Source organism: Streptomyces sp. UC4497, assembly GCF_054871485.1.
The window spans coordinates 152,299-170,004 of record NZ_JBTYHB010000011.1 but is presented as its reverse complement, the minus strand read 5'-3'; the positions used below and the strand labels follow the sequence as shown (position 1 = coordinate 170,004).

At 69.1% G+C, this 17,706-nt stretch carries 14 protein-coding genes and 1 riboswitch; of the genes, 5 read left to right on the top strand and 9 right to left on the bottom strand.

Translation table 11 applies throughout. The annotated features are described in order from the left end of the window. Positions 1-150: 150 nt before the first annotated feature. A complete protein-coding gene (locus tag ACYSUO_RS17965) occupies positions 151-573 on the bottom strand; it encodes a cobalamin B12-binding domain-containing protein (protein WP_461777128.1) in 423 nt (140 codons plus the stop codon). Between the two features lie 401 nt (positions 574-974). Between ACYSUO_RS17965 and ACYSUO_RS17960 the strand changes: the two genes are divergently transcribed. Continuing rightward, positions 975-1,931 carry a lipase family alpha/beta hydrolase gene (locus tag ACYSUO_RS17960; protein ID WP_461777127.1) on the top strand — a complete coding sequence of 319 codons (957 nt, stop codon included), beginning with the start codon at positions 975-977 and terminating at the stop codon, positions 1,929-1,931. A gap of 185 nt (positions 1,932-2,116) precedes the next feature. Then, on the top strand, positions 2,117-3,763 hold the full coding sequence (locus tag ACYSUO_RS17955) for a M23 family metallopeptidase (RefSeq protein ID WP_461777126.1): 1,647 nt from the start codon (positions 2,117-2,119) through the stop codon (positions 3,761-3,763). A gap of 32 nt (positions 3,764-3,795) precedes the next feature. Here the strand turns inward: ACYSUO_RS17955 and pcrA are convergent, their stop codons facing one another. Continuing rightward, a complete protein-coding gene (gene pcrA / locus ACYSUO_RS17950; protein WP_461777125.1) occupies positions 3,796-6,276 on the bottom strand; it encodes a DNA helicase PcrA in 2,481 nt (826 codons plus the stop codon). Positions 6,277-6,505: 229 nt separating this feature from the next. Beyond that, positions 6,506-6,664: riboswitch (cyclic di-AMP (ydaO/yuaA leader) on the top strand. A gap of 8 nt (positions 6,665-6,672) precedes the next feature. Between pcrA and ACYSUO_RS17945 the strand changes: the two genes are divergently transcribed. After that, positions 6,673-7,872, top strand: a complete 1,200-nt coding sequence (locus tag ACYSUO_RS17945) for a C40 family peptidase (RefSeq protein ID WP_461777124.1) — start codon at positions 6,673-6,675, stop codon at positions 7,870-7,872. Between the two features lie 69 nt (positions 7,873-7,941). Here ACYSUO_RS17945 and ACYSUO_RS17940 read toward each other — a convergent pair whose 3' ends face one another. Beyond that, the gene (locus ACYSUO_RS17940) at positions 7,942-8,295 is read right to left on the bottom strand and encodes a hypothetical protein (RefSeq protein ID WP_266713222.1); all 354 of its coding nucleotides are present in this window, start codon (positions 8,293-8,295) and stop codon (positions 7,942-7,944) included. A gap of 300 nt (positions 8,296-8,595) precedes the next feature. Between ACYSUO_RS17940 and ACYSUO_RS17935 the strand changes: the two genes are divergently transcribed. Beyond that, positions 8,596-9,639, top strand: coding sequence for a C40 family peptidase (locus tag ACYSUO_RS17935; protein WP_461777123.1), 1,044 nt, complete (start codon positions 8,596-8,598; stop codon positions 9,637-9,639). 38 nt (positions 9,640-9,677) lie between these two features. Here the strand turns inward: ACYSUO_RS17935 and ACYSUO_RS17930 are convergent, their stop codons facing one another. The 6 genes from ACYSUO_RS17930 to ACYSUO_RS17905 all read right to left on the bottom strand — a co-directional run bounded on the left by ACYSUO_RS17930 (position 9,678) and on the right by ACYSUO_RS17905 (position 17,196). Beyond that, positions 9,678-10,325 (bottom strand): LysE family translocator, encoded by a 648-nt coding sequence (locus tag ACYSUO_RS17930; RefSeq protein ID WP_461777194.1) that lies wholly within the window; start codon positions 10,323-10,325, stop codon positions 9,678-9,680. A 121-nt stretch (positions 10,326-10,446) separates the two neighbouring features. Continuing rightward, positions 10,447-11,292, bottom strand: a complete 846-nt coding sequence (locus tag ACYSUO_RS17925) for a M48 family metallopeptidase (RefSeq protein ID WP_461777122.1) — start codon at positions 11,290-11,292, stop codon at positions 10,447-10,449. Positions 11,293-11,297: 5 nt separating this feature from the next. Next, the gene (locus ACYSUO_RS17920; RefSeq protein ID WP_461777121.1) at positions 11,298-15,026 is read right to left on the bottom strand and encodes a type I restriction endonuclease subunit R; all 3,729 of its coding nucleotides are present in this window, start codon (positions 15,024-15,026) and stop codon (positions 11,298-11,300) included. Between the two features lie 106 nt (positions 15,027-15,132). Then, positions 15,133-15,984, bottom strand: a complete 852-nt coding sequence (locus ACYSUO_RS17915; protein ID WP_461777120.1) for a hypothetical protein — start codon at positions 15,982-15,984, stop codon at positions 15,133-15,135. Positions 15,985-16,204: 220 nt separating this feature from the next. Beyond that, a complete protein-coding gene (locus tag ACYSUO_RS17910; protein ID WP_461777119.1) occupies positions 16,205-16,390 on the bottom strand; it encodes a DUF397 domain-containing protein in 186 nt (61 codons plus the stop codon). Then, positions 16,387-17,196 carry a helix-turn-helix domain-containing protein gene (locus ACYSUO_RS17905; protein ID WP_461777118.1) on the bottom strand — a complete coding sequence of 270 codons (810 nt, stop codon included), beginning with the start codon at positions 17,194-17,196 and terminating at the stop codon, positions 16,387-16,389. The genes ACYSUO_RS17910 and ACYSUO_RS17905 overlap by 4 nt, the downstream gene beginning before the upstream one ends. 139 nt (positions 17,197-17,335) lie before the next feature. Between ACYSUO_RS17905 and ACYSUO_RS17900 the strand changes: the two genes are divergently transcribed. Continuing rightward, complete coding sequence (locus tag ACYSUO_RS17900) at positions 17,336-17,683, top strand: ATP-binding protein (protein ID WP_461777117.1); 348 nt, start codon at positions 17,336-17,338, stop codon at positions 17,681-17,683. Positions 17,684-17,706 lie beyond the last annotated feature (23 nt).

Below are 17,706 nucleotides of genomic sequence, written 5' to 3'. Positions count from 1 at the left end.
GCCCCGGACCCCGCTGCTCAATCGCCGCAGGGGCTTGATCTGAGCCCCGCCGCTCGATCGCCGCAAGAGCTCGAATTGGGCCCCACTGCTCGATCGCCGCAAGAGCTCGAATTGGGCCCCGCCGCTCGATCGCCCCAGGGGCTTGATTGGTCAGCTGCCGGACGGCTCCGGTTGGCGGACGTTGGCGTGGACCCAGTCGACGATGGAGGCCGTCGTGGCGCCCGGGGTGAAGATCTCGGCGACGCCCTTCTCCTTCAGGGGCGCGATGTCCCCTTCGGGGATGATGCCGCCGCCGAAGACCTTGATGTCCGCGGCGTCGCGCTCGGCGAGGAGCTCGATGACGCGGGCGAAGAGCGTGTTGTGCGCGCCGGAGAGGATGGAAAGACCGATCGCGTCGGCGTCCTCCTGGATGGCGGTGTCCACGACCTGCTCGGGCGTCTGGTGCAGGCCCGTGTAAATGACCTCCATACCGGCGTCGCGCAGCGCCCGCGCGATCACTTTGGCCCCACGATCGTGGCCGTCGAGTCCCGGCTTCGCGACGACCACGCGGATCGGCCCGGCTGCCACACCCATCACTGCCTCCCTGAAACGACTGCTCAAGCAAAAGTTGAAGCGACTGTTCAAAAGACTGATGCCCGAAGTGAACGAACGTTATCGACAGCATCCCGCAAGCCGCCGTTTCGCGGTGCGTACCGAGGGGGAAATCACACGGTGGGACACATTCGCTGCGCGCCGCGACTGCCAGGCGGGACTCACCGCCAGATCCGGGACAGGCGCGAGGGAGCCGCTTCGAGGTCGCCGCGCCACCGCGCCGACAGCCGCACGGCACGGTGGCACGGTGCTTCCTGCTGCCGTCCGGACCGATGAGTCGGCGCATCGGGCACGGCCTGCGCCGCAGGACCGCTTCGGCCGGCTCTCATGAGCGCACACGGGGGACAGAGGCGTCCTCCCGTGTGCCGACGGGAGGTTGACCGATGAAGGTCATGAGGACTTTGCCCTTTCGCCCCCTCTGCCACTTGCTGCCCACGAGACTGGCCGGTCTCTCGATCGCGCTCCTGAAGGCGACCGCCCTGGAGCTGGCGATCCTCGCGGGCCATCTGCTCCTCTACCCCTCGGGCATCCTCCCGGAACGAAGGCAGCAGCCCTTGGCGCTGCCCCGCCACCCCTCGGCGTACGTGCCGGTGGACATGGAGACCGTCACGACGGAGGAGGGCTCTCCTATAGAACCGGCGGAGGCGAGCGCCCCGACAGAAGCGGACGCGCCGCGCCTGCCCTCCCCCACCAAGCCCCCGGTGCTCCTCCTGCACGGCTTCATCGACAACCGCTCCGTCTTCGTCCTGCTGCGCCGTTCCCTCGCGCAGCACGGCAGGCAGCACGTCGAATCGCTCAACTACTCCCCGCTCACCTGCGACATCCGGACCGCGGCCGCGCTGCTCGCCCGGCACGTGGAAGAGGTGTGCGAGCGCTCGGGCCGGGACAGGCTCGACATCGTGGGGCACAGCCTGGGCGGCCTGATAGCCCGTTACTACGTGCAGTGCCTCGGCGGCGACACGCGGGTGCGCACACTCGTCACCCTCGGCACGCCGCACGGCGGCACGCGGGTGGCGCCGCTCGCGGACGCGCACCCGATCGTCCGGCAGATGCGGCCCGGCTCGTCCGTCGTCGAGGAGTTGAAGCGGCCCGCGCCCGGTTGTCGTACGCGCTTCGTGAGCTTCTGGAGCGACCTCGACCAGTTGATGCTGCCCCTCGAGACCGCGTGCGTGGACCACGCGGACCTGCTCGCGCAGAACGTGCGGGTCACGGGCATCGGCCATCTCGCGCTGCCGGTGCACCCGGCCGTCGCGGTCGGCGTCCGTCAGGCCCTCGACGCGGAGCACGCGGAAGGAGCGCGCGCCGCGGACAAGGCCGACGGCGGTCTGACGGTGGCCTGACGCGGGTTTCGTCGAACGGGTCTCGAACTCAGGGCCAAGGAACTGTCCACAGTCCACCCAAAGGCGGCTGATTGCCCGTTTCCCCGGGCCCGGAAACCCGACGAAGATTGTCGTGCCCTCGTACCGACGGGTACAGTCACCGCACTGCTCTGGCAGCCCCTGTTGTCGAGGCGAAAGAGAAGTTGGTGAACGACCGCAATCCGTCGGGGACCGCGCCTTACGCGGCGTACGACGGTCACTCCGCGACCAGCTTCGCAAGCGATCCGCTCTTCGGCGACATGGCAGAGGACCCCTACGAACCGGGTTCCCACGCGACCGGCCAGTGGAACACGGCCCCCCAGCAGCAGTACGCCGACCCCTACGCCTCCGCGTACTACGACACCGGTACGTACGACGCCGGTTCCTTCGGTACCGGTTCCTACGACACGACCGGCGCCTGGGCGACCGGCGGTTACGAGCAGGTCGCCGACATCCCGGCGCAGCAGCCCCGGTCGATGGCCGAGCAGCACACCACGGGTCAGTGGGACACCTCGGCGTACGAGACGCAGATGTACGCGGCTCAACACCCCGACACGCAGAGCTTCGAGGCCCCGTCCTTCGAGACGCAGACCTTCGACACACAGTCCTTCGACGGGCAGACGCACACGCAGTCCTTCGAGACCCAGAGCTTTGAAACCCAGAGTTTCGAGACTCAGAGCTTTGAGACCCAGAGTTTCGAGTTCCAGGGGTTCGAGGCGCAGCACTTCGAGGCCCAGGGCTTCGAGACGCAGAGCTTCAGCACGCACGACATGCTCGGCGCGTCCGACCCGCACGACACTCAGGGCTTCACCCACACCTTCGAAGCCCCGGTCTTCGGTACGACCGCTTACGACACGGGCGCGTACGACGCCACGCAGTGGAACGCCTCGGACGCCACCGGCACCGCGGAACCCGAGCCCCAGACCGAGCCCGAGCCGATCGCTGAGCCCGCCCCCGAAGCGGACCATGCGCACGGCCCCGTCCTCGACCTCGACTCCACCCCCGAGTCCGAGCCCGAACCGGCCGCCGCGACCCCGCAGCCCACGACACGCAGGGCCGGGAAGAACGTCTCCCGTGGCCGCGCCGGCCGCCGTCGTCCGGCCAAGCGGTCCGCGCTCATCACCGTCGTCGTGCCGTCGGTCTGTGTGGTCGGCGTCGCCGGGATCGCCGCGGCGAGCGTCGGCGGCAGCGGGGACGACGGCACGGAGACGCAGGCCGCGGCCGCTTCGGACGCGCAGGCCGTGAAGCCGGCCGTCGCCAACAACAAGCTGGACTCGCAGCTGAAGGACCTGTCCGCCGACGCGGGCGACTTCGCCGACCGGGCGAGCCGCACGCAGGAGCGGATCGACCTCAAGGCGAAGCAGGAGGCGGCCCGCAAGGAGGCCGCCGAGGAGGCCGCGCGCAAGGAGGCGGCGCGGCCCAAGTTCGTACTGCCGGTGAAGCAGCACGGGCTGAGCGCCTTCTTCGGGCAGGCCGGCGTCAACTGGATGTCCCAGCACTCCGGCATCGACTTCCCCGTCTCGTACGGGACTCCGGTGATGGCCGCGACGGACGGCACCGTGAAGACGCAGTGGAACAGCGCGTACGGGAACATGGCCATCGTCACCGCCAAGGACGGCACGGAGACCTGGTACTGCCACCTCTCCTCGCACACCGTGATGAACGGTCCGGTGAAGGCCGGTGACGTGATCGCGCGGTCCGGTAACTCGGGCAACTCGACCGGCCCGCACCTGCACTTCGAGGTGCGCCCCGGCGGCAGCGCGGCGATCGACCCGCTGCCGTGGCTGCGCAGCCACGGCCTCAACCCGAACTGAGCCGCCCTCCGTAGAGAGCGGCCGCAGCGCGACTACAGCTTCTCGACCGGCGCGTACCGCAGCAGCAGACGCTTCGGCTTGGGGTCGCCGAAGTCGATCGACGCCTCCGACTTGTCGCCCGTGCCCGACACGCCCACCACCGTGCCGAGCCCGAACTGGTCGTGCGTGACGCGGTCGCCGACGGAGAGGGCCACCACCGGCTTGTCGCCCGCGCGGCGCGTGGCGAAGGCCGGCGTCGAACCCGTGCGGGAGCGCGAGGACGACAGGGACGCCGCGATGCCGCCACCGATGCTCTTGGTCGAGGCAGCGGGAGTCGACGGGCCGGTGCGCTTCCAGTCCAGGTGCGCGGCCGGGATCTCCTCCAGGAACCGGGAGGGCGGGTTGTACGAGGGCTGGCCCCAGGCGCTGCGCATGGAGGCGCGCGTCAGATAGAGGCGCTGTCGCGCGCGCGTGATGCCCACGTACGCGAGCCGCCGCTCCTCCTCCAGCTCCTTGGCCTGGCCGAGGGAGCGCATGTGCGGGAAGACGCCGTCCTCGAGGCCGGTCAGGAAGACGACCGGGAATTCGAGGCCCTTGGCGGTGTGCAGGGTCATCAGCGTGATGACGCCGCTGCCGTCGTCGTCCTCGTCGGGGATCTGGTCGGAGTCGGCGACGAGCGCGACGCGCTCCAGGAAGTCGGAGAGTCCCCCGCCACCCGTCTCGGTCTCGCCCTCCTCGCCTGCTTCCTGCTCGAACTCCAGGGCCACGGCGGCGAGTTCCTGAAGGTTCTCGATCCGGGTCTCGTCCTGCGGGTCGGTGGAGGCCTGCAACTCGGCGAGATAACCGGTGCGTTCGAGGATGGCCTCCAAGACCGTCGCCGGGCCCGCGCCCGACTCCACGATCGTGCGGAGGTCCTCCATCAGCGTGTTGAACCGCTTCACGGCGTTCGCCGAGCGGGCCGCCATCCCGTACGCCTCGTCGACTCGGCGCAGCGCCTGCGGGAAGGAGATCTTCTCGCGCTGCGAGAGCGCGTCGATCATCGCCTCGGCGCGGTCGCCGATGCCGCGCTTCGGCACGTTGAGGATGCGGCGCAGCGGCACCGAGTCCTCGGGGTTGGAGAGCACGCGCAGATAGGCCAGGACGTCCCTGACCTCCTTGCGCTCGTAGAAGCGGACGCCGCCGACGACCTTGTAGGGCAGGCCGGTACGGATGAAGATCTCTTCGAAGACACGGGACTGCGCGTTCGTCCGGTAGAAGACCGCGACGTCGCCCGCCAGCGCGTCGCCCGCGTCCGTGAGCCGGTCGATCTCGTCGGCGATGAACTGGGCCTCGTCGTGCTCGGTGTCCGCGACGTAGCCGGTGATCTGGGCGCCGGGGCCCTCGTTGGTCCACAGGTTCTTGGGGCGGCGCGACTCGTTGCGCTCGATGACCGCGTTCGCCGCGCTGAGGATCGTCTGCGTGGAGCGGTAGTTCTGCTCCAGCATGATCGTCTTCGCGTTGGGGTAGTCGTCCTCGAAGTCGAGGATGTTGCGGATCGTGGCGCCGCGGAAGGCGTAGATCGACTGGTCCGCGTCACCCACGACGCACAGCTCGCCCGGGTCCGCGTCCTCGCCCTCGGTGGGGCCGACCAGCTCGCGCACCAGCGCGTACTGCGCGTGGTTCGTGTCCTGGTACTCGTCGACGAGGACATGGCGGAAGCGGCGGCGGTAGTGCTCGGCGACGTCCGGGAACGCGCGCAGCATGTTCACCGTCGTCATGATCAGGTCGTCGAAGTCCAGCGCGTTCGCCTCGCGCAGGCGGGCCTGGTACATCGCGTAGGCCTGGGCGAGGGTCTTCTCGAAGCCGTCGGCCGCGGTCGCCGCGAAGTCCTCCTCGTCGATCAGCTCGTTCTTGAGGTTGCTGATCTTGGCGCTGAAGGACTTCGGCGGGAACTTCTTCGGGTCCAGGTCGAGGTCGCGGCAGACGAGCGCCATGAGCCGCTTGCTGTCGGCGGCGTCGTAGATCGAGAAGGAGGACGTGAAGCCCAGCTTCTTGCTCTCCCGGCGCAGTATGCGGACGCAGGCGCTGTGGAAGGTCGAGACCCACATCGCGTTCGCGCGCGGGCCCACCAGGTCCTCGACGCGCTCCTTCATCTCGCCCGCGGCCTTGTTCGTGAACGTGATCGCGAGGATCTGGCCGGGGTGCACTCCGCGCTCGGCGAGCAGGTACGCGATGCGGTGCGTGAGGACGCGGGTCTTGCCGGATCCGGCGCCCGCGACGATGAGCAGCGGGGTCCCGCCGTGCACGACGGCCGCCTGCTGGTTCTCGTTCAGCCCCTCCAGGAGGGTGGCCGCGCTCAGGACGGGGCGCGGGGCGCCGTCCCGGTAGTGCGTGTCCCTGTCTTCGGGCGCGCCGAGCTGCCCGCCGAACAGGTCGTCCGGCATCGGCTCCGGGGCCCCGTCGTCGTACTCGGGGTCCGGGGGCGGGGGCGGGGGCTCCTCCGCACCGTTCTTCTGGAGGCCGGTCAGGAAGCTGTCGTCAAAGAGGCTGCTCATCGCTCTACGAGTCTAGGCCGCCCCACTGACAACCCGTGGCTGCCTTCAAAACTCCGAGGAACTCCCAGGAACTCCACCGAGCCCCAGGGCCCGCCGTGGGGCAGATCACGAAAATGTATCGGGCATATCGAACATCAACCTTCACAGCAGCCACACGAGTTGGCTACGGTGCAGCCGGGCAGCCCGTCCCCCCGCCCGCGGATGTCGCGGCGAACGGGCAGCCCCCGCTGAGTTCCGTACGCCGTGAGGCAGGGAACCGGGGACCCAACCGACCTTGGGGTGAATCGGCCGACGGCCCAGCAGGACAGGGCAGCCGACCGTAGGGCAGCCTTCCGCGTACGACGCCCGAACCCGACAGCTAACCCGGTAGGCGGAGGACGGAAGGAGTCGCCTGCCTTGGCGTCGCACCGCAAGCCCCGCAGCCGTTCCCGGATGACCGGCGGCCTTCGCACGACCCCCGCGGTCGGCATCACCACCGCCGCCCTCACCTCCGTGGCCCTGCTCTCGCAGACGGCACAGGCCGCACCCGAGCAGCCGTCGTCCAAGCCGCGCCTCGAAGAGGTCCAGCAGAAGGTCGACACCCTGTACCGGCAGGCCGAGGTCGCCACCCAGAAGTACAACGGGGCGAAGGAGCGGACCGACTCCAAGAAGCAGCAGGTCGACAAGCTCCTCGACGAGGTCGCCCAGCGCACCGACGAGATGAACACGGCCCGCCAGAAGCTCGGCAGGTACGCCGCCGAGCAGTACCGCTCGGGCGCGATCAGCGACACCGCGACCATGTTCCTCGCGGACGACCCGGAGGACTACTTCTCGCAGCGCCAGCTGATGAACCGGCTCACGGACGAGCAGAAGAAGTCGGTCGACGACTACCAGGCGCAGGCGCGCGAGACCGCGAAGAAGCGCACCGAGGCGCAGTCGAGCCTCCAGGACCTCAGCGAGTCGCAGACCGAGCTGAGGTCGACGAAGGAGACCGTCCAGACGAAGCTCTCCGACGCGCGCAAGCTGCTGGCCGAGCTGACCGCCAAGGAGAAGGCGCGGCTCGCGGCGATCCAGAAGGCCAAGGAGGAGGCGGCCCGCAAGAAGGCCGCCGAGCTGGCCGCCCAGCAGAAGGCCGCGGAGGCGAAGCGGAAGGCGGCCGAGGAGGCCGCGCAGAAGGAGCAGGAGTCGTCCGGCTCCACGGGCTCGGGCTCCTCGGGCTCCTCCGGCTCCGGTTCCTCCTCCTCGGACGCCTCGTACGCCACGAAGGCCGCGCAGGCGCTCGCGTTCGCCAAGGCGCAGGAGGGCAAGCCGTACGTGTGGGGCGCCACGGGCCCGGACTCGTACGACTGCTCGGGCCTGACGCAGGCCGCGTGGAAGTCCGCGGGGATCTCGCTGCCGCGGACGACCTGGGACCAGGTCGAGGTCGGCAAGACGGTGCCGCTCTCCGACATCCAACCCGGTGACCTGGTGTTCTTCTACGACGACATCAGCCACGTGGGCCTCTACATGGGCGACGGCATGATGGTCCACGCGCCGAAGCCGGGCGCGGTCGTGCGCGAGGAGTCGATCTACTACGACGGCACGTCGTCGATCCACAGCGTGGTGCGGCCGGCCTGACCCCACGCAGAAGGGCCCGGCAGGTGTCGTACCTGCCGGGCCCTTCTGTACGTCCTGGGACGCGGTCGCTCAGGTCCAGAGCACCGCGATGAAGATGTTGACGACGGTGAGCGCGCCGACCGTGATGAAGAGGCCCTTCTCCGCCTTCTCCTCGTCCCGCTTCACGTAGACGATGCCGAGGATCACGATCAGGAGCGCGAGCTTCACGCCGATCTTGATGTTGTTCACGGTGCTGCCGTCGGCCTGGTTGAGGCCGACAAGGGCGACGCCGGTCACCAGCATGGTCAGGGCGCCGTGCAGCATCGCCTTGTTGAAGCGGGCCGCGCCCTCCTTCATCGCCGACATCTGCGTGAGGAAGCCGCCGAGCAGCGAGGCGATGCCGATGATGTGCAGGCCGACGAAGAGGTGGATGAGTACGTCCATGGTTCGGAGCCTAACCGGACGCCCATGGCCCACTACGGGCACCCCTTTGCCACTCTGTTATCACTCTCCGCCACCATCCGTAACAAACAGACCAGTTGCGAACAATCCGGCACCAACCCGTTACGCAGAGGTTTAGCGTCCTTCCTCAGGTGACCGGCTCCCCACCGCCGCCCGGGCCAGGGGCGGCAGTCGGACACCCCGCCGAGAAAGGTCCGGCGGCGGCCCGCTCCCCTGTGCGGGCCGCCGCCGGACGCGCGACCGGGGGCCGTGCGGTTCGTACGGCGCCCAGAGGAGGACCTTGTGCCGGCAGCGCATCGAAAGCCCCGACCGCGTTCGCTCCGCGGTGGGGGCACGGCCCGCACCGCGGCCACGCTCGCCCTCGCTTCCGCGGCCACCGTCACCGCCCTCGACGGCGGGGCGGCGCACGCGGAGCCCGAGTTCGGCCCGGACCAGGTGCGGGCCAAGGTCGACAAGCTGTACCAGGAGGCGGAGGTCGCCACCCAGAAGTACAACGGGGCGAAGGAGAAGGCGGACGGGGCGCGGAAGAAGGTGGACGCCCTCCAGGACGAGGCGTCCCGGCGCACCGAATCCCTCAACTCCGAGCGCGAGAAGCTGGGTTCGGTCGCGGCCTCGCAGTACCGCACGGGAGGCGTGGACCCGTCGGTCCAGCTGCTCCTCTCCTCCTCCCCCGACGCCTACCTCGACAAGGCGTCCCTCACGGAGCGCGTCGGCGCGCGGCAGGCCGCCGCGGTCACCCGCGTCCAGGGTGAACTCCGCGAGATCGACCAGCTGCGCGGCGACGCCGACGACACGCTCTCCGAACTCCGCGCCAAAAAGGCCGAGTTGGAGGACAACAAGAAGAAGGTGAAGCGAAAACTCGCGGAGGCCCGGCGCCTCCTCGACCGCCTCACCCCTGACGAGCGCACCGCCACCCCCGCGACGAGCGAACGCTCCTCCCGCTCGACGGAACGCGCCGACCTCTCCCAGGCCCCCAACTCCCGCGCCAAGGAGGCCATCTCCTTCGCGTACGGCGCACTGGGCAGCCCCTACGTATGGGGCGCCACCGGACCCGACGCCTTCGACTGCTCGGGCCTGACGCAGGCCGCGTACAAGGCGGCCGGGGTCTCACTCCCCCGCACGACGTACTCCCAGATCGACGCGGGCCCGCGCATCCCGAAGTCCCAGCTCCAGCCGGGCGACCTGGTCTTCTTCTACTCCTCGATCAGCCACGTGGGCCTCTACATCGGAGGCGGCAAGATGATCCACGCCCCGAACCCGAGCGCGCCGGTACGGGTGGCCCCGATCGACGAGATGCCGTTCGCCGGGGCGACGCGGGTGGCGTGACGCCGCTGGTGCCGGGGCGGCGTGCGGACGGGGCGGGGTCACTCCGCCCTCCCCGTGACCGCCACCGTCACGCCGAGGCCCACCATCGCGAGGCCGCCCGTGCCGCCAACCGCCGCGAGGCGGCGCGGGGAGCGGGCGAACCAGGTGCGGGCCGTGGAGGCGGCGAGGCCCCAGAGGCTGTCGGAGGCGATCGCGATCACGTTGAACACCAGGCCCAGGAGCAGCATTTGGAGCACCGTGTGCCCGGCCTCCCGGTCGACGAACTGGGGCAGCACCGCCGCGAAGAAGACGATCGTCTTGGGGTTGGCGACGCCCACCGCGAAGCCCTCCCAGAGGGTGCGCAGGGTGGTGCCGCGGCTCACCTCGCCCCGCTCCTCCTCGAACACCGCGCGCAGCGAACGCCGTTGGCGTATCGCCTTGATGCCCAGATGGATCAGGTACGCCGCGCCCACCAGCTTCAGCGTCATGAAGATCGCCACCGAGCGCTCGACGAGCGAGCCGATACCGAGAGCGACGGCGATCACGAGGACGTACGCCCCGAGGGTATTGCCCGCGACCGTCGTCAGCGCTGCGCGGCGGCCCTGGGCGAGGGCGCGGCCGACGACGAAGATCACGCTCGGGCCCGGGATGACGATCAACAGCAGGGACATCGCCGCGAAGGCGAGGAGGCGGTCGGCGGACATCATGGGATCCATGGAGCCACATGCGCAGCCATGAACGCACCTGGATAACCGCTCCGCCGAATCTACGCACCCCAGCGCGTTGCCAACCCTCTGCCGCCGGACGTCATCGAACAGCGGCCGACACTCACGCCCGGTCGTCCGGCTGGGGTCCCGGCCATCTGGGCCCGCCTTGGTCTGATCCTGAAGGCTCGATATCCCCCAGCCACAGCCGTCGCCCCAGGTCGTCGAGGTCGGACTTACGCTCCTCGCACTCCGGCATAGCTGTCCGCAACAACTTCCAGTAGCCCGGCCCATGCCCCGGCAATTTGATGTGCGCCAGTTCGTGGGCAATGACGTAGTCGACCAGGTACGAAGGGAGCTGGAAGACAGCCCAGTGCAGCGCCATGGTGCCCGACCCCGCGGACGCCGGACGGAACGTGCCCCATCGGTTCCCGACGTCGCGGACCCGCACGACGGGCTCGGGCACCTCCATACGTGCCGCCCAGGGCTGCAGTCGCGACGACGCCCAGCGAAGTCCCGTCTTCCGGTACCAGGCAATGACCGCGCGCCGTGCCTTGCGTGGGTCTCGTGCGAGATGCCCCGGCACGACCAGTCGCCCGGCCGCCAGCTTCACCACGCCCGGCTCGCCCTCGGCGTCGTGGGACAACAAGCGGTACTCACGCCCGAGATAAGAGAAGGTCTCCCCGTCGGTGAACGCACGCACGGGATGCGCCGGCGGATGCTCTTCCCGCCTCCGTAGTTTGTCCGCCAGCCAGGTCTCGCTCCGGTGGACGAAGTGCTCGGCGCGCGTGACCTCGCAGTGCGATGGCACGCGGAGCGTCAGCGAGCTGTCCCGCTCGACCGTCAGGCCGAGGCGGGTACGGCGCGGGCTCACTGTGACACGGAACATCCGGTCGCCCAGCGTCACCGTCTGGCCGTCGACCAGGACGGGCAGATCGGTGTCGCGACGGAGATCGGCGGATGCGGGCATACCCCCTATTGTCCCCTGACGACCGACCGGAATGCCGCCGCATGCCGCTGCGCATGCCCGGTGAGCGCCTGAGACAGGTTGCGCAGCGGCTGGGCTTCCCGCTCCCTGGGCCGGATCCCGGCGCGGCGCAGCCCGCGCCACAGGGCGCTCTGCAAGGCGTCGAGACTCGCCTCGTTGTCGGACCAGGCGGCACTGGACACATGCTCGACGATGATCCCGCCGAGTTCCGTGGTCACGTTCCGCAGGACGACCGGCTCGGGCAGGTCGAAGGCCGGGTCCTCGGTGAGACGGTCGCTCAGCTTCGTGTACAGCTGCTGCTCCACGGCGGTCATGTCGGCGACTACCGGGTCAACCCGCTCCGCCTGCCTCGCCCGCTCGATCAGCGGACCGATACGGATCTTTATCTCGTCCCAGCGCCCGTCCAACTCCCGCAGAATCTGCTCCAGTTCCTCGGACAGAGTGCGCAAGACAGGGCGGTCCTCCTCTTCGCGCCGCTCCTCCAAGTGGTAGCGCAGCGCCTGTACCTGCTCGGCCGCCGACTCCTCGACGTCGACAATGCGTCCCACCACCTCGTCGAAGTCCGGCGCGAGAATCGAGACGGGGGCGATGGCCTCCTCGATCTCCGGCAGCTCCAGATGGTCGGCGACCATAGCCCGCACCTGCCGCCCGTAGGCACGAAGGGAGAAGTCCCCGCCCTCGGCGTCGCGGTAGTGCCGACGGACCCGCTTCTGCAGCAGCGTCCACTGCCGGGCGTCCGGCACCAGCTCCAAGGCATCCTGATGGGGCAGGACGCGCTCAAGGGCGTTCATGAAGGCGCCGAGGAGGCGGTCGAACTCGGCACGGTCGGCCTCGTCGTCCAAGGCGAGCATGCCGCGCGCGACGCCGCGTGCGGTGTCGAGCCCGGAGATTCCCAGCCCCTCCAGGAACAGGGACAACTCCCCGGCGGCGTCCTTCAGCTCGGGCAGGTCCTCCTCCAAGCTCTGCACCATGTCGCGCGCCATACGCTGCGTGGGTCCCCCGCCCTTGTACGCGGGCAGGGTGTCGGCCAGGTTGTCGAGGACGCCGTAGTAGTCCACGACGCGGCCGAACTTCTTGTCGCGACGTGGCCTGTTGACGCGGGCGATGGCCTGGAGCAGTTCGGCGTCCTGGATCGGCCGGTCCAGGTACAGGACCTGCTCGATCGGGGCGTCGAAGCCGGTGAGCAGCATGGACTTCACGATCAGGAAGGCGACAGGACCGGCCTCCTTCGTGACCGTGACGTCGGTGCCGCTCCACGGGTTCGCCCCGACATCCGCCCGCTCCGCAGGTGCAGCCTCGTCGGCCGACCCATGGTCCGCCGCCCACGGATTGTCCGGGGGCAGCTGGGGGAACGGCTCCAGGAACCGCTCGACGGCCTCCTCCTGCCGTGCCGAGTCCGTCCAGTTCGCCCAGCTCTTCTCGTCCTTCTTCCCTGCCGAGATGATGGGCACGAACTCGATGCGTCGCAGTACTTCCTGGTACTGCCAGGTCCGCAGCAGCACGAGGTCGTCCCATGCGTACGCGGAGAACGGCTTGTCCCGCAGGGTGGCCGGGTCGAAGTCGGCGATACGAACCAGGAGTTGGTGCCGTGCCTCGTCCAGCTTGTGCATGTAGAGCACCGCGGCCTTGCGGCTCACCGCTGCCACCTGGGCCTTGAAGCCGCCGGTGAGCGGCCCGGTGACGTAGTGCTCCATCATGTCGAGGGCCTTGCGGCCGATCACCGGCTCCGACTCGGCCACGTCCCTGCTGGTCGGTTTCAGCCGCTTGCGCATCTTCTGCTGTCGGTCGGCCCGCAGCTGCGCGATCAGGTCATCGAACTTCCGGTTCAGTTCAGCACGGTCCCTCACCTCCGCCGACCCGGTCCGCCCTTCGTAGCGCACAGGCACGACGACCTTGTCCCGCTCGGCTTCGTCCATGAGGTAGTGGTCGAGGAACTTGCCGCCGTCCTCAATGCCGAAGATGCGCCCGGTGTCGCCAAGCCGCCCCTTCATGATCGGCGTACCGGTGAACCCGATCCGCGCGGCATTGGGGACGGCATCGCGCAGGCAGGCGTGCAGCACGGAGGTGTGTGAGCGGTGCGCCTCGTCGACGAGCACGAGCACGTACGGGGAGGTGCTGCACTCGGCGAAACGCCGCCGCACCTCTTCGATCGCCGCCGCGTCGGGCGTCGGATCGGCTGCCTCCTCGGCGTCGCCACCCGCCTCGATGTACTCCTGCCCGGCTTCGAATTCGGCGGTCAGGTCGCGGTCGTCGCCGCCTTCACCTTCCGCCGTCCCACTGACACCGGGAATACGCCCGAGGTACTTCTGAATCATCGTGAAGACGACGGCGCGCCCGCCACCCTTTCCCGCCCGCGCGAGCATGCCTTCGACGTCCGGTTGCGACTTGGCGATACGGACGACGGAGCCACTGATCCGCACGGCGGCGGACAGCTGCCGTTCGAGCTGCTTGCGGTCGGTGACGAGGAGCAGGGTGAAGCGGTTCAACTCCGGATCCCGGCTGGTGTGCAGGCGGCGGGCCAGGAACGCCATGGTGAGGCTCTTCCCTGACCCCTGGGTGTGCCAGATGACACCGCCGCGTTCGTCACGCTCGGCGGCCGGGTCCTCCAGCGTCCGCCCGGTGCGCAGCTTGAGCACGATCTTCTCGACAGCCCGGTACTGCTGATGCCGGCAGACGGCCTTGACGGTGACGGGCGGCTCGCCCGGCTTGGTCTTCACCGGCATCTCGAAGACGTAGTGCCGGACGATGTTGAGCAGATTGCGCGGCTTGAGGACGACGGCCACGAGCCGGTGCTGGTCGGTCAGTTGACCGTCGGGGTCGATGAGCCGCTCTCCGTTGTCGGCCCGCCGGACGCCCTGGAGTACGTGCAGCAGCTCGTCGTCGTCTTTGTAGTCCGGGGTGACGCTGCGCCAGGGCGCGAAGTGCTCCTCGCTGGAGGTGATGGTGCCGAGGGCCGCACTGGTCCCGCAGGCGGCGACGAGCAGCTGCACCGGCGCGAACAGCTCCGGGATCCCGATGTCCCGCACCCGCCGTCTGTCCCGCTCGTCGGAGTCCAACGGCACGCCCGCGTAGAACCGCAGATCGCGTACCGCTTCCCCGAGTGGGTCCCGAACATCCGGGCTCTTACACTCGACGACCACGACCGGAATGCCGTTGATGAACAGCACGAGGTCGAGCACGCTCTCGGCGCCGTCCTCCGTCCGCACCCGCAACTGGTCGACGACGAGGAACTCGTTGCGCTCCAGGATCTCCTGGTCGCCGAGACCCTCCATGTCCCAGTCCACGAACTGGGCGTGGACCGTCTTCCCCTGGTAGTGCTCCACGTCACCCGGGATCGGGGCACCGCTGAGCAGCAGGCTGGTGACCTCGCTGTTGACGGCCGTCAGGGAGGTGGTGGCGATGTTGCGGGCGGCTCGCTTGAGGGCGTCGATGGCGGTGTCGGCGTCGCTGTCGGTCATCCAGGCGTCGCCGCGGGCGCCCGTCTCGTCCTTGACCCGGTTGATCCGCCGGAGCGCACGGCGCAGGCGTTTGTGCAGGAGTACGTCGCTGTAGGCGCGCTCGTCACTGTCGACCGTCCCGTCCGGGTCGGCGGCGAGTCGGCTGAGGACCGGCCCGTGGATGTGCTTCCACCCCATCGAGACGAGCTGATCGACGATAGGCCGCTCGACCTCGTCCCGCTCGGACGTGGCCCGTGTGCCCCTTGTGCTCCCTGCCATGTGCGTGGCGCCTTTCCCCGTACGTGCGTGCCGCCCGGCCCCGACCGGTGTTCTATTGTGCGCGCGCTGTGGCTGGTACGGGGTGTGAGTGGCGGTATTTGCGGGGCTACGTGCGGGCGGGGCAGCAGGAGTTGGCTGAATCCGGGTGCGCCTTTGTCTCTTCCGGTGTCGCTTCCGGCGTACGGCATGAGTGGCACAGGCCGCCCGGCAACGCCTCCGGCCGTCCTGGGCGCCCGCAGTCCGTGCATTCCATGAGGGTCCGGCGGGCGGGGCCCGGGGCTGGTGCGGGGTCCGTGCGTACGCGTACGCGCTCGGGCGGGAGCTTGTCGGTCAGGCGGCGGGCGACAAAGGCGCGGGGCGAGTGGACGACTGGCGGCAGCCCGGAGGTCAGTGCCTGGGCGAGGAACTGGGGGTCGGGTTCGCGGGCCAGCCACTCGGTGACGAGGGGTTCGAGGGTGGCACAGTCCGCTGCCGAGAGGGTCAATCGCGGGTCGCGGAGGCCAAGTTGGGCGAGGCGATGGTACGCGTCGGAGCGGGTGGGCGGCTGCGGAGCGCTGATCTCCGTTTCGGGTACGTCACCATCGAGAAACCGGGTCCACCACTCGTCGCTGCGTGCGGTTCGGGACCAGTACGTGTGGAACACCCAGCGGGTCACGTCACCGGCTGCGACACGGCGTACGCGACGCAGATGTCCGGCGGCAGAGAGCTCATTCAGCGCGGAGCGCACGGCCGCCTGGCCGTAGAGGGGCTGTTCCTTTGCGAGGGTCTTGGCGTCCATGGCGGCGTTCTCAGGGAGCGCGTCGATGAAGCCGGCCAAGTAGCGGGCGCGGAGGGGGAGGTGCGCGAAGGTGTCGCGACGGAGAGGAGGCTGGTCCGGGGTGCCGCGTTTTCCGTAGCCGGGGTTGGCCAGGGGGTGTGCGGGGGAAGGCAGGGCGAAGCTAAGGTTTTCGGTAGCCACGAGATCGCCTACTTCGATCTTGTTGGTGAGACCTCGGTTCGGGTGTTGGTAGCACCCGGCCGGGGTCGTTTGTTGTTGGGCACGCTAGAGGGTCGCGACTGTGCGTTGCAACCCGGTCGCGGAAAGTCATGCGGGCTGGCCGTAGCGGGAGGGCGGGAGGTGGGTTAAGCCCCCAACTCCCATTCCCTACAAGCAGAGCTCGGGGTTCGGGGCTCGGAGCTCAGGCCGTGTGAAGGTGCGCGAGGAACGACTTCCACGCGGGCGCGGCGGTGGTGAACGTCGGCCCTTGGGGGCCGAGCTTCGAGTCGCGAATGTGGATGCGCTGGGGGGCGCGGGCGGCTTCGAGGCAATTGCCGCCTTCATCGTCGCTGTAGCTGGACTTGAACCACGCCAGGCGGGCGTTCACAGTTCCTCGGCCACCTTTCTGTTCCTGATGAACTCGGTCGACTCCTCCGGGCTGAGGGCGTGCGTACGGATCATGCCATGCGCCAAGGCGAGCTCACTTGCCTGGCCCCCATCGCCGTACAGGGCACTGGTCTTCGGCGCCTCGACATACGCGTAGTGCTGATGCTCGGCCGTCTCCAGCAGCACGTAGCCACCTCGCAGCGCTACGCCGTACGCCCGCCCGAACGGCATCACCTGAATCGTGACGTTCCTCAACTCTCCCAATTCCAGTAGCTTTTCGAGCTGCCGCTTCATGACTCCGTCGACCCCCACCTGCGTACGCAGAGCCGCCTCAAGCAGGACGAAGCTGAACATGACGCTCTTGCGAGCGGTCAACGCCTCCTGCCTCTTGAGGCGCCCCGCAACCCGCTCCTCAATCGTCTCGTCGTCGACCGGCGGGCAGCTCTCGCTGATCAACGCATGCGCGTACTCCGACGTCTGCAACAACCCGGGGATGAGCAGCGGCTCGTACGAACTGAAGACGATCGCGTCCTTCTCCAGCGCCATGAACTCGTGCGCCCGCTCCGGGTGCGCCTCCGACTTCAGGAACTCCTGCGCGGCGACGATCTTCCCGCCCGCACCGCACAGTTGATCCGAGACCTGAAGGAGCCGAAGCGTGGGTTTGCGTCTCCCAGTCTCCATGGACTTCACATACTCAAGGCCGTAGCCAGCCTCTGCGGCCAGGGCCTCGCGCGATACGCCCGCCTCCGTCCGCCACAGCTTGATCTGACTGCCGCAGTAACGCCACGCGTTCGACTCGGAAGACACGCACACCTCCGCTGGCCCAGCAGGTACTCGACGGGTACAACTACCCGCCGTACATGCGTCGTTACTCCCGAGGCTACGCGCGGAACGGAACGGTGAGCTCAGCAAACGGCAAACCTCCCACGCAAGGAATGAACCGCGCATGCAGACGACGCCGCCCATGACCGACATCGAGTGGCGCCTGCCGCGTCACGCCCGGAGCGTGGGCCGGGCCCGCCTGCTGTTCCGCGAACAGGCGGCGTCCTGGACGTTGCCACTGGCGGCGACGGAGACGGCGAAGCTACTTCTCAGCGAGCTGAGGACGAACGCCTACCGCCACGCGAAGGTCCCGGCAGGCCGGGAGATCCGGGCCCGCGCGATCCTGACGGAGAACCGGCTCCGGGTACTGGCGACAGACGCGAATGCCACATTCCCGACACCGCGCACGGCTTCGGTGGAGGAGGAGTCGGGGCGAGGGTTGGCGCTGGTGGAGATGCTGGCGAATGAGTGAGGCGCGGAGGGTCGGGAGGGCGG

What these genes read in the sequence shown, in the direction of transcription:
- ACYSUO_RS17900 (WP_461777117.1), top strand. Translation starts at nt 17,336, where the DNA reads ATGCAGACGACGCCGCCCATGACCGACATCGAGTGGCGCCTGCCGCGT.
- ACYSUO_RS17940 (WP_266713222.1), bottom strand. Translation starts at nt 8,295, where the DNA reads ATGGACGTACTCATCCACCTCTTCGTCGGCCTGCACATCATCGGCATC.
- ACYSUO_RS17920 (WP_461777121.1), bottom strand. Translation starts at nt 15,026, where the DNA reads ATGGCAGGGAGCACAAGGGGCACACGGGCCACGTCCGAGCGGGACGAG.
- ACYSUO_RS17930 (WP_461777194.1), bottom strand. Translation starts at nt 10,325, where the DNA reads ATGATGTCCGCCGACCGCCTCCTCGCCTTCGCGGCGATGTCCCTGCTG.
- ACYSUO_RS17960 (WP_461777127.1), top strand. Translation starts at nt 975, where the DNA reads ATGAAGGTCATGAGGACTTTGCCCTTTCGCCCCCTCTGCCACTTGCTG.
- ACYSUO_RS17965 (WP_461777128.1), bottom strand. Translation starts at nt 573, where the DNA reads ATGGGTGTGGCAGCCGGGCCGATCCGCGTGGTCGTCGCGAAGCCGGGA.
- pcrA (WP_461777125.1), bottom strand. Translation starts at nt 6,276, where the DNA reads ATGAGCAGCCTCTTTGACGACAGCTTCCTGACCGGCCTCCAGAAGAAC.
- ACYSUO_RS17925 (WP_461777122.1), bottom strand. Translation starts at nt 11,292, where the DNA reads ATGCCCGCATCCGCCGATCTCCGTCGCGACACCGATCTGCCCGTCCTG.